The sequence below is a fragment of the Neisseria sp. HMSC31F04 genome (assembly GCF_001807735.1).
Taxonomy (GTDB): domain Bacteria; phylum Pseudomonadota; class Gammaproteobacteria; order Burkholderiales; family Neisseriaceae; genus Neisseria; species Neisseria elongata.
Genome location: NZ_KV790835.1, coordinates 65,173 through 75,828, shown reverse-complemented (window position 1 = coordinate 75,828; position 10,656 = coordinate 65,173). Strand labels below are relative to the sequence as shown.

Sequence of the window (10,656 nt, the reverse complement as noted above, 5' to 3'; positions counted from 1 at the left end):
CGCCTTGTCCTGATTTTTGTTAATCCACTATAGGTCGTCTGAAAACGGGCTAACGGCTGTCCAGCGGCAGTCCGATGTCCGAAATCAGCCTGTCGGGCAGGACGTCGTCGCGGAAGCGGTAAAGCTGCGCGGGACGGCCTTTGCTGCCCGATACGCCGGTATCCGACGGCTCGATGAGGTTTTGCTGCTGAATCTGGCGGCGGAAGTTTTGCTTGTGCAGCAATCTGCCGCTGATGGCTTCGACGCTGTTTTGCAGTTGCAGCAGCGTGAATTCGGGCGGCATCAGTTCGAAAATCACGGGGCGGTATTTGATTTTGGCACGCAGGCGGGACAGGGCGGTCGCCAGCACGCGGCGGTGGTCGTGGCGCATGGGCTGCCCCGTGAGCGCGAAGTCGAAGTTTGCCTGCGGCTCGGCGGCTTCCGCTATCAGACCGCTTTCATACAGCATTTCATAGCGTTGCAAAACGTATTCTTCCGACCAGTTTTCCGGTTCGACTCCCCAACACAAATGAATGCGTTTGAGCCGCTTTTGGCGGACTTCCTCCGTGTCCGCCGAGTTTGCCCAAATGCGCAGGCGGCTGACGATGGCGTCGCGCTGCCCGCCGTCGGTGCGCAAGTCTTCCCACGGGAAATAGTCGTAGCAGTCCTGCCATTTCGCGTCGGGATGCAGGATGCTGTCGGCTGCCTCGCGCACCAGCCCCAAGTAGCTGACGTACAAGACGGGCATGCCGTGTTCGTTACGGCGGTGGGTATCGACAAAGGTGTAAAGCTGTTCCACATAACCCATAGGCTGCGAAGTCTGCTTGGCGACCCACAGCTTCACGCCCGCCTGCAGGGAATTGCGCAGGGGGGAGAGCGGGCCGTTGGGCAGGAGCGTGCCTTGGGCGACGGTCAACACCCGCAGGCCGCCGTCGGTAACGGCAATCAATACGGGAACCAGCTCGACGATGCTTTGCGGCGGGGCTTCGGCTTCGGGGTAGGCGTCCATGCTTGGCTTTCTGCGGGTGGGAAAGGCTTTATTGTAAACCAAAGCGGTTTGTCGGAACGAAGCGGGTCGGTTTTGCGGTATCTCAAACCTGTTTTCAGACGACCTTGCATATTATACTCAAGTTGAGCATAATATAAAAACAGTTTGAAAAACAGACGGCAAACCTTCATGCCGCTTCAAAAACCAGCTACAAGGAAACATCATGCAAACCGCCGCCCGCCGCTCGTTCGACTACGATATGCCCCTCATCCAAACGCCGACTTCCGCCTGCCAAATCCGTCAGGCGTGGGCGAAGGTTGCCGACACGCCCGACCGCGAGACGGCAGGTCGTCTGAAAGACGAAATCAAGACTTTGCTGAAGGAGAAAAACGCAGTCTTGGTGGCGCATTATTACGTTGATCCGCTGATTCAGGATTTGGCTTTGGAAACGGGCGGATGCGTGGGCGATTCGCTGGAGATGGCGCGCTTCGGCGCGGAACACGAAGCCGGTACATTGGTGGTGGCAGGTGTGCGCTTCATGGGCGAGAGCGCGAAAATCCTCTGCCCTGAAAAAACGGTGCTGATGCCTGATTTGGAAGCAGAATGTTCTTTGGATTTGGGTTGTCCGGAAGAAGCATTTTCAGCGTTTTGCGACCAACACCCCGACCGCACGGTGGTAGTGTACGCCAACACTTCCGCCGCCGTGAAAGCGCGCGCCGACTGGGTGGTAACGTCTTCGGTGGCGTTGGAAATCGTGTCGTATCTGAAATCGCGCGGCGAGAAGCTGATTTGGGGGCCCGACCGCCATCTCGGCGACTACATCCGCCGCGAAACGGGCGCGGATATGCTTTTGTGGCAGGGTTCGTGCATCGTCCATAACGAATTCAAGGGGCAGGAGCTGGCGGCGTTGAAGGCGGAACACCCCGACGCGGTGGTACTGGTTCATCCCGAATCGCCGCAAAGCGTCATCGAACTGGGCGATGTGGTCGGCTCGACCAGTAAATTGCTCAAAGCCGCCGTATCGCGTCCTGAAAAGAAATTCATCGTGGCAACCGATCTGGGCATCCTGCACGAAATGAAAAAGCAGGCGCCAGACAAAGAATTCATCGCCGCGCCGACGGCGGGCAACGGCGGAAGCTGCAAAAGCTGCGCGTTCTGCCCGTGGATGGCGATGAATTCGCTGGGCGGCATCAAATACGCCCTGACAAGCGGACACAACGAAATCCTGTTGGACAGAAAGCTGGGCGAAGCCGCCAAACTGCCTTTGCAGCGTATGCTCGACTTCGCGGCAGGACTCAAACGCGGGGATGTGTTCAACGGCATGGGGCCCGCCTGATTTGCCGTTCGTAATGGGTGCAGCCTGAAAATACCGCCCGCCTGCTTTCCCAAGACGGGGTTTGCGCACAAAAAATCTTTAAAAACAAGACTGTTTTTTATTTTATTGCATTGATATAATTATACTTTCTTTCATTTATCAGGTAAAAACATGCAAATGCACTGGCTCTTTCTGACTGTAGCAATTTTAAGCGAAGTCTGCGGTTCTTCCATGCTCAAACTGAGTGGCGGGTTTAGCAAACTGTGGCCTTCTATTGGCGTGGTAGTCAGCTTTTCGGTGTGTTTTTGGGCCTTGTCTATGACACTGAAAACCATGCCGCTGGCTACAGCATACGCCATTTGGGCAGGCGTGGGACTGGTTTTAACGGCTTTAGTCAGCGTGGTGTTTTTCGGTGAGAAAGCTGATTTCATTGGGATTGTCAGCATCGGTTTGATTTTGCTGGGCGTGGTGCTGCTCAATACCATGTCGCATATGTCGGGGCATTGATTAATCCACTATACCGTTTCAGACAACCTCTCAAACAAGGACAACACCATGCAAACCGATTGCTACGTATTGATTGCCGGAAACGGGCTGGCGGCACTGACGCTCGCCCTGTCGCTGCCTGAATCGTTCCGTATCGTCATTTTGTGCAAAAACCGGCTGGACGACACCGCCAGCCGTCATGCGCAAGGCGGGATTGCGGCGGCGTGGTCGGGAGAGGACGACATCGAAAAACACGTTGCCGATACTTTGGAAGCGGGCGCGGGCTTGTGCGACGAGACCGCCGTCCGCACCATCCTGTCGCAGGGCAAACCGGCAATCGAATGGCTGTTGGCACAGGGCGTGGCGTTCGACCGGAATCATAACGACCTGCACCTGACGCGCGAAGGCGGGCATACCTGCCGCCGAATCGCCCACGTCGCCGACTACACGGGCGAAGCCGTCATGCAGAGCCTGATTGCCCAAATACGCCGCCGCCCGAACATCCGCGTTTACGAGCAGCAGATGGCGTTGGACATCCAAACCGAATCAGACGCGGCGTGCGGACTGACCATCCTCGACCGCCAAACGCAAGAAACCTACCGCATCCGCGCCCGCCATACCGTACTCGCAGGCGGCGGCCTCGGGCAAATTTACGCCGCCACCACTACGCCGCCCGAATGCACGGGCGACGCCGTCGCCATGGCGATACGCGCAGGCTGCGCAGTCGAAAACCTCGAATTTATCCAATTCCACCCCACAGGCTTGGCAAGGTCGTCTGAAAACGGCCGCACTTTCCTGATTTCCGAAGCCGTGCGCGGCGAAGGCGGTATCCTGACCAACCAAGCGGGCGAACGGTTTATGCCGCATTACGACCGCCGCGCCGAACTTGCACCGCGCGACATTGTTGCCCGCGCCATCGCCGCCGAAATCGCCAAACAAACGCAAGACTTCGTCTCACTCGACATCAGCCGCCAACCCGCAGAGTTCGTCCGTCAGCATTTCCCCTCCATCCATCGGCACTGCCTGTCCCAATGCGGCTTGGACATTACGCGCCAAGCCATCCCCGTCCGCCCCGTGCAACACTACACCTGCGGCGGCATCCAAACCGACCCCTGCGGCAGAACCTCCCTGCCGCAGCTCTACGCCTTAGGCGAAACCGCCTGCACAGGGCTGCACGGAGCCAACCGCCTCGCCAGCAACTCCCTGCTCGAATGCGTTGTTACCGCCAGGCTTGCCGCCCAAACCATCGCGGACGGACAAGCGTTCCAAACCGTACCGCCCCAAAGGTCGTCTGAAAGTCCCACCGCCGAAGCAGGCATCTTTTCAGACGACCTCCAAAACACATTCAGCCGCCCCGTCCTGCAAGCGTTCAACCAACGCCATCTCGGCATCCTCCGTAACGATACCGGCCTGCGCCGCGCCATCGCTCAACTGCGGCTTTGGAAGCACAACCAAGCCGAGCCGCACACCGCGTCCGAATACGAAAACCGCAACCTGCTTGAATGCAGCCTCGCCGTCGCCCAAGCCGCATACGCAAAGCGGCAAAACATCGGCGCTCATTTCAATACCGATTTGGCGGCATGTTTCAACTGGCAGGAGCGGGAAGCAGGCTGACAGTTTTTTCCTAATAGGAAGAAGAGGCCGTCTGAAACCTTGTCTTCAGACGACCTTTCAATCCATTTTCATTATTTCTTTCTTAAACCGTCCCGGTCTTCCCTGCCGATTCGTAACCCGTCCATTCGTAAACTTTATTATCTGTGAAACAAAAAATTTTTTAGATTTTCATTCAAAAAAATGTATTTTCCCCCATTTTTTCGTTTGAGAAAATGTATTATAAAAATAAATTTTCCTTAGAAAAAATGTATTCCAGCCTGTATAATCTGTAGAAAATAACCGCGTTGTTTACACCACAGGTTGAGAAAAATAAGCCTGCAAGACCTCAAACGGCGTATCGCCGTTCAAACTGCGGTGTGGCTTCACAGTATTATAAAAATCAATAAAGCGGCACGACTCCTTTTGCCGATGTTCCGGACTCTCAAACGACTGTTTCTCATGCCACATCTCCATCAGGGTGCGGATAACCCGCTCCGCCTTACCGTTGGTCTGCGGACGGGCAACCCGGGTAAACTTTTGACCAATCCCGTTCTCATAACAGGCTACACCGAAAGCATGGTTGGCCGAGCCTTTGTATTCCGTACAGTTGTCGGTGTAAACGCACTCAATCAGGTATGGGCAGGGTCAATCAGGTGTTCGGTCAGAAACTTGGCGGCGCTGCCTGCGGTTTTGTCCGGCAAAATGGCGGCGTATAGCTCTCTCAAATCAAAACGGGCAAACCGCCACACCATATCCGCAAACCGCGTCAGCGGCGGCTTATCGAAACCGTACAGCGCATTCAACGCCGCCAAATCTTCCGGACTGATGCGATTGCCGTTTTTCATCGTATCTTCCGCCACCACAGCCGCCGTCTCACCGCCGACTGCGCCATGCGTCAACTGCTGCACCATCCGCTCCACCGGCCCGCCCGGCACGAATTGGATAACGGCAAAAGTAATCGCCAAAATCCCCAACAGCGTGGGGATTAAGAGTAATAGGCGGTGGAGGATGTAACGGCACATATTTGGTATCTTTAAATTATTTTAGCAAGCAACAATATATTGATAATATATTTTCTCCTTACTCAGAATCTCCAAAATCTAAACCTCTCTGTGCAAACTGTCCAAAGTTCAATTTTTCAACTTTTTTACCATCATAACTTTTTCTAAGCATTATCCTAATACACATTAAATATTTTGGATCTTTTATTGAATAAGAATTAACTTTATTATTTTTAATTATTAATGGAGAATCTCCTTTACTTAATTCCGAAAGAATATTACCAATACCCATATTAGTTTCAGGAATTGTTTCTGGAAACTTCTCTTTAATTAAAGATGTAATATCATTTGAATTAAACTGATGAGCTTCAATTTTTGCTATGCAATAAATAACTTGATTTTTTCTAGCTATCTCCGTATTGATACTATTTAGATTATTTTCAATTTGCTGATAACATTCTTTTAATCCATCCTTAAGCCATTCATAATCGGCAATCTTAATTAGCCCCCTATCATACATATTATTATTATCTTCGATTGCGTACGCTAATTGTTCACCATATTCTTGAACTCGTTGTGCAATTCCCAAAGTCACATTGAAAACATGTTTAATCAAAAAATCAAGTTCTTCGTCAGAGATTATAAATCCTAATAGATTTAAACCATTCTCAATAATAGATTGTACTTGTTCAATAGATAAACCTCCAACTTCATCCATTTCTTTTATTCTATTTGATACTGATTCCGTGTTTTTCGTTTTTCTAAAATATTGCAAAACTCCATTGGGGGTTCCCTACAAGCAAGAAATACACCTTATATATGGAATATCTTTCATCATCAAGTAGCAAAATAATATTTGCTAACTCATCCATTAAATTTTCATTATTAAAAATAGCCTCCAAATTATCCAATATAATAAATTTTCTTTGGTCTTTATACGCTTCATTAAATAAATTAAATGCTTTAAGCAAAATATCATTGGATCTAATTGAATATTGTCCTACATGATTTATATTACCTCCAACTTCTACCTTTACTCCAAGATTTAAACCAGCGGAAATTCCTGTCTGTTTAGTTTCACTGTACCCTGTTTTTTCATAAAAATCTAACGGAGAAATGACATTAAAAATCTCCTGTGAAATGGAACCATTTCTAGCTGCAGTACCTAAGTTTACTATCTTATATGGTACTCCTTCTTCCGTTAAAACCTTTTTGTAAAGCCATGATTTTCCATTACCACTCTCTCCATATATCAGAGTGTGAAAATCCCTTTCAATAGCCCGTTTCAATTTACTTTCTAATTGAGGGCGTGCAACATACATCTTAGGATTTATAGCACTACTTTTGGGAGTAAAAACTTCTGTAATTTTCATATTTCTCTTTCTAAGTATTGATTTTTACAGGTTCTCAGAAGCCTGTAAATTTAGCAATCATATTCAATAATAAATGAATAGACACAACCTTACATTGATACCTGCCCTAACTATTATTTTTACAAGCTTTAATGCAATAAACTCTTCAGACGACCTCTATTATTTCTCCAAAGCCTCTTGCAGTTTCTTCTCAATCCAATCCGCATCAAAGGATTTGGCGATCAGTTCGAAACGGCTGTCGCGCCGCCAGGCGACTTGGTTTGCGCCCCATTGCCCGTCCACCCAGTTGAGCCATACCCATGTGCCGAGCACTTGGAACACGCCCTTGGCGCGGACGAGGCCTTCGGTCAGTTTCGGCAGGTCGTTGAAAAAGTTAGTCAGTCTTTCGCCGTCGAAATCCTGTCCGGCCGGGAAGGTAAAGCCCTGCGATTGGAAACCCATGGTGTTGTCGGGCAGGGCTTTGAGGCGGTAGCGTGATTTTTCGATGACGGGAATGTCCAGCCATTGGATGTCGAGCTGTGCGTTTTGCACTTCGACCACTTTGGCTTTCGGCGGGAACAGTTTGGCCGCTTTGTCATGGAATTCGGCAAGTTGTTCGGGGGTGCAGAGGTCGGTTTTGCTGGCAACCAAGATGTCGCAGATGCCGATTTGGTCTTTGTACAGGGCTTGTTGGGCGTAGTCGGGGTTGATGAATTGGCGCGGATCGACCACGGTAAAGACGGCGGCGATTTCGAGTTGGTTGGCGAAGGGGGCGGCCTTGAGTTCGTCGATGACGCTGGCGGCGTGTGCCAGACCGCTGGCTTCTATCATGATGCGGTCGGGTTCGTTGCGCAACAGTTTGGCCAACGCGCTGCCCATTTGCGGCCCGGCGGCGCAGCAGAGGCAGCCGCCGGCGATTTCGGCCACGGGGATGCCTTCGTCGCTCAATACTGCGCCGTCGATGCCGATTTCGCCGAATTCGTTGACTAATATCACCCATTTTTCATTTGGTTTTTTTTGCGCCATCAGGCTTTTCAGCGCGGTGGTTTTGCCTGTGCCTAAAAAGCCTGAAATGAGGTGGACTTTGGTTTTTTTTATCGGCATTTTGCGCAGATTCCTGTCAGTACGAGGTGTTTTTCGGTCAGCGAGAAGCCTGTGTCGGCGACTGCCTGCTGGAGGTCGCCCCATTGTCGGCTCAGAGATTGTTCGTCCACCGCGCCGCATTCGGTGCAGACGAGGATGAAGGCGCTGTGGCCGCTGCCGGTGTGTTCGGCGTGGCCGTGTTCGCAGCAGTTGTGGCGGGCGTGGCTGCATAAGACGTAGCCGTTTACCGCCGCGATTTTGTGCAATACGCCCAGTTCGGCCCAGAAGTCCAATGCGCGGTAGGCGGTGGGCGGTGCGACCGGGGTCTTGCTGTGTTGCTGCATTTGCGAGAGGACGTAGTAGGCTTTGATGACGCCTTCGTGTTCCAATACGATGTCCAGCACCTGTTCGCGCAATGCGGTAACTTGCGCGCCTTTGGCGCGGGCTTGCTCGATGATTTTCTGTTTCATTTTATCGGTTCCGTTTTTCAGACGGCCTCTGCGGCCGGCAGGGTGTTTGCAAGGTGTTTATTATAGCTTTAATTCTTCAGGCCGTCTGAAAAGCATGAGGCGGGGTTTGGTGTGCGGGCGTGCTTTTTGGCTATAATGCGGGCCGTCTGAAAAAAGGAAGAGTTATGCAGAAAATCACGCTGATTGCCGCCTGTGCCGACGGTAATGTAATCGGTATCGACAATGCGATGCCTTGGCATTTGCCTGAGGATTTCGCTTTTTTTAAAGCCTATACGTCGGGCAAGCCGGTGGTGATGGGGCGAAAGACTTGGGATTCGCTGCCGAAGAAGCCGTTGCCGAACCGCCGCAATATCGTGGTCAGCAGGCAGGCGGGAGGTGTGTTCGAAGGCGCGGAAACCGCTTCCGGCCTGGCTCAGGCTGTCGCTATGTGCGAGGGGGAGGAGGAGGTCGTGGTAATGGGCGGGGAACAGGTTTACCGTCTCGCCATGCCGTCGGCCACCGACCTGCGGATTACGGAAATCGGCCTTCGTGTGGAAGGGGATGCTTTTTTTCCCGAAATCGATCCGGCGGTTTGGCAGGAGGCCGGACGTGAGGCGCATATTGCGGAAAACGGTTTGGAGTATGCGTTTGTGCATTATGTCCGCCGTGCATGACGAGCGGTAGTTTAAAGGCCGTCTGAAAACCCGGAAAAGGTTTTTCAGACGGCCTTTTTGTTGTGCCGGCGGTTTAGCGGCTGTTTTTCATCAGCCTTTGTTTTTCCCGTTTCCAGTCGGCTTCTTTCATGCTTTGGCGTTTGTCGTGTTGTTTTTTGCCTTTGGCCAGGCCGATGTCCATTTTGATGTAGCCGCGTTTGTAGTGCATATTGAGCGGGACGAGGGTATAGCCGCTGCGTTCGACTTTGCCGATGAGCTTGTTGATTTCGCTTTGCTTCAACAGCAGTTTGCGTTGGCGGACGGGGTCGGGTTTGACGTGGGTGGAGGCGGTGGGCAGGGCGGTGATGTGGCAGCCGACCAGGTAGAATGCCCCTTTTTTCCAGTGTATGTAGCTTTCTTTGAGCTGCACCCGTCCGGCGCGGATGGCTTTGACTTCCCAGCCGTCCAATACCAGGCCGGCTTCGAGTTCGTCTTCGATAAAGTAGTCGTGAAAGGCTTTTTTATTGTTGGCAATGCTCATTTTTCAATCCGCTGTTTTTTTCAGACGGCATTGTATCAGATATTGAGGCACTCCCCCTTGCCGCCGTATTCCGAGGGCGGGGTATAATCGCGCTTTTTGATGTGAAGGCTTGAAGGATGAAGGGGCAGGGGAAATGGCTAGCGGCGGCGGTGTTGCTGCTGGTGTTTGCGGCGGCAAAACTGGCGGGGCTGTATTGGTGGCAACAGCAGCAGCCTACCGCCGAATCTTTGGCATGCGATATCGGCCGCGGCTGCACGCTGCCGAACGGTGCCGTGTTGCGCTTTACGCCGGCTGCGGGTTTGAAAACGCCGTTTGATATTGCCTTATCCGGCAGCGGGGCGGAGAAGGCCGTGTCGGTGAGTTTTTCGATGCGGGATATGGATATGGGCTTCAATCGCTATGACTTGCACCGTCAGGCAGACGGCGGCTGGCTGGCACAGAGCGTGCGCCTGCCGCTTTGCACCGAAGCACGGCATGATTTCTTGGCCGATGTGTCGGTGGACGGGCAGGTTTACCGCGTACCGTTTACGGCTTACTGATTCTGTTTCAACTTTACTGACAATATGTTCCCGATGCCGTGCAGCAAGACGCGGGCATTCAAATCCAAGTGAAGCAAAAAGCGGGTTTGCCGTAATGATGTCGGCAAACCCGCCATGTTTTTTGCAAACCGCATCGCCTGTCTGTTTATTTCCGACAATAGATAATTAAAACAGCAGCTTAGGATTTACCCGTACTGCCGAAACCGCCTTCTCCGCGTTGGCTGGCGGCAAATTCGTTCACGATTTTAAATTCGGCCTGCACGACGGGGACAATAACCATCTGAGCGATGCGTTCGAACGGTTCGACGGTAAACGGCGCGTTGCCCCGGTTCCAAACCGAAACTTTGAGTTCGCCCTGATAGTCGGAATCGATGAGGCCGACCAAATTGCCCAAAACGATGCCGTGTTTGTGTCCCAGCCCGGAGCGTGGCAATATCATGGCGGCGTAGCCCGGGTCGGCCAAATGAACCGCCAAACCGGTCGGGATGAGGAATGTTTCGCCCGGCTTGATGGTGGCGGCCGTATCTATACAGGCGCGCAAGTCAAGCCCGGCCGAACCTGGCGTGGCATACGCGGGCAATTGTTCGGCCATTTTCGGATTGAGGATTTTGATTTCTACCGGAAGGTGCATATGGATATCCGTATCGGTTTGTATAAATTGGGAATTATACGTCCGG

At 52.1% G+C, this 10,656-nt stretch carries 13 protein-coding genes and 1 pseudogene; 5 read left to right on the top strand and 9 right to left on the bottom strand.

The window, feature by feature from the left end; genetic code table 11:
- Positions 1 to 49: 49 nt before the first annotated feature.
- Positions 50 to 988, bottom strand: coding sequence for an NUDIX hydrolase (locus tag HMPREF3107_RS11020; protein ID WP_070455469.1), 939 nt, complete (start codon positions 986 to 988; stop codon positions 50 to 52).
- Positions 989 to 1,190: 202 nt separating this feature from the next.
- Between HMPREF3107_RS11020 and nadA the strand changes: the two genes are divergently transcribed.
- From nadA to nadB, 3 genes are all read left to right on the top strand, one after another.
- Positions 1,191 to 2,303, top strand: coding sequence for a quinolinate synthase NadA (nadA, locus tag HMPREF3107_RS11015; RefSeq protein WP_003741520.1), 1,113 nt, complete (start codon positions 1,191 to 1,193; stop codon positions 2,301 to 2,303).
- A gap of 156 nt (positions 2,304 to 2,459) precedes the next feature.
- Positions 2,460 to 2,789, top strand: a complete 330-nt coding sequence (locus HMPREF3107_RS11010) for a DMT family transporter (protein ID WP_065424158.1) — start codon at positions 2,460 to 2,462, stop codon at positions 2,787 to 2,789.
- 48 nt (positions 2,790 to 2,837) lie between these two features.
- Positions 2,838 to 4,382, top strand: a complete 1,545-nt coding sequence (gene nadB, locus HMPREF3107_RS11005; RefSeq protein WP_070455467.1) for an L-aspartate oxidase — start codon at positions 2,838 to 2,840, stop codon at positions 4,380 to 4,382.
- 288 nt (positions 4,383 to 4,670) lie between these two features.
- On the opposite strand, the gene HMPREF3107_RS12655 is transcribed toward nadB, so the two are convergent.
- The 6 genes and pseudogenes from HMPREF3107_RS12655 to HMPREF3107_RS10980 form a co-directional block, all read right to left on the bottom strand.
- The gene (locus HMPREF3107_RS12655) at positions 4,671 to 4,907 is read right to left on the bottom strand and encodes an integrase core domain-containing protein (protein ID WP_070455465.1); all 237 of its coding nucleotides are present in this window, start codon (positions 4,905 to 4,907) and stop codon (positions 4,671 to 4,673) included.
- A gap of 176 nt (positions 4,908 to 5,083) precedes the next feature.
- Positions 5,084 to 5,383, bottom strand: a pseudogene (locus HMPREF3107_RS12455) (microcin ABC transporter permease); the annotation flags it as partial.
- 58 nt (positions 5,384 to 5,441) lie between these two features.
- The gene (locus HMPREF3107_RS12450; protein WP_210391435.1) at positions 5,442 to 6,080 is read right to left on the bottom strand and encodes a hypothetical protein; all 639 of its coding nucleotides are present in this window, start codon (positions 6,078 to 6,080) and stop codon (positions 5,442 to 5,444) included.
- A gap of 43 nt (positions 6,081 to 6,123) precedes the next feature.
- Positions 6,124 to 6,735 carry an AAA family ATPase gene (locus HMPREF3107_RS12445; RefSeq protein ID WP_210391434.1) on the bottom strand — a complete coding sequence of 204 codons (612 nt, stop codon included), beginning with the start codon at positions 6,733 to 6,735 and terminating at the stop codon, positions 6,124 to 6,126.
- A gap of 159 nt (positions 6,736 to 6,894) precedes the next feature.
- Positions 6,895 to 7,818 carry a CobW family GTP-binding protein gene (locus HMPREF3107_RS10985; protein ID WP_070455461.1) on the bottom strand — a complete coding sequence of 308 codons (924 nt, stop codon included), beginning with the start codon at positions 7,816 to 7,818 and terminating at the stop codon, positions 6,895 to 6,897.
- Positions 7,809 to 8,267: a Fur family transcriptional regulator gene (locus tag HMPREF3107_RS10980; RefSeq protein ID WP_003770176.1), complete on the bottom strand. Its 459-nt coding sequence runs from the start codon at positions 8,265 to 8,267 to the stop codon at positions 7,809 to 7,811. The genes HMPREF3107_RS10985 and HMPREF3107_RS10980 overlap by 10 nt, the downstream gene beginning before the upstream one ends.
- 164 nt (positions 8,268 to 8,431) lie before the next feature.
- Between HMPREF3107_RS10980 and HMPREF3107_RS10975 the strand changes: the two genes are divergently transcribed.
- Positions 8,432 to 8,920, top strand: a complete 489-nt coding sequence (locus HMPREF3107_RS10975) for a dihydrofolate reductase (RefSeq protein WP_070455459.1) — start codon at positions 8,432 to 8,434, stop codon at positions 8,918 to 8,920.
- A 73-nt stretch (positions 8,921 to 8,993) separates the two neighbouring features.
- On the opposite strand, the gene smpB is transcribed toward HMPREF3107_RS10975, so the two are convergent.
- Positions 8,994 to 9,440 carry an SsrA-binding protein SmpB gene (gene smpB / locus HMPREF3107_RS10970; RefSeq protein ID WP_041961407.1) on the bottom strand — a complete coding sequence of 149 codons (447 nt, stop codon included), beginning with the start codon at positions 9,438 to 9,440 and terminating at the stop codon, positions 8,994 to 8,996.
- 116 nt (positions 9,441 to 9,556) lie between these two features.
- On the opposite strand from smpB, the gene HMPREF3107_RS10965 reads away from it, so the two are divergent.
- Positions 9,557 to 9,979 (top strand): hypothetical protein, encoded by a 423-nt coding sequence (locus HMPREF3107_RS10965; RefSeq protein WP_070455457.1) that lies wholly within the window; start codon positions 9,557 to 9,559, stop codon positions 9,977 to 9,979.
- A 178-nt stretch (positions 9,980 to 10,157) separates the two neighbouring features.
- Here the strand turns inward: HMPREF3107_RS10965 and dut are convergent, their stop codons facing one another.
- Positions 10,158 to 10,610, bottom strand: coding sequence for a dUTP diphosphatase (gene dut, locus HMPREF3107_RS10960; protein ID WP_070455455.1), 453 nt, complete (start codon positions 10,608 to 10,610; stop codon positions 10,158 to 10,160).
- Positions 10,611 to 10,656: the final 46 nt, after the last annotated feature.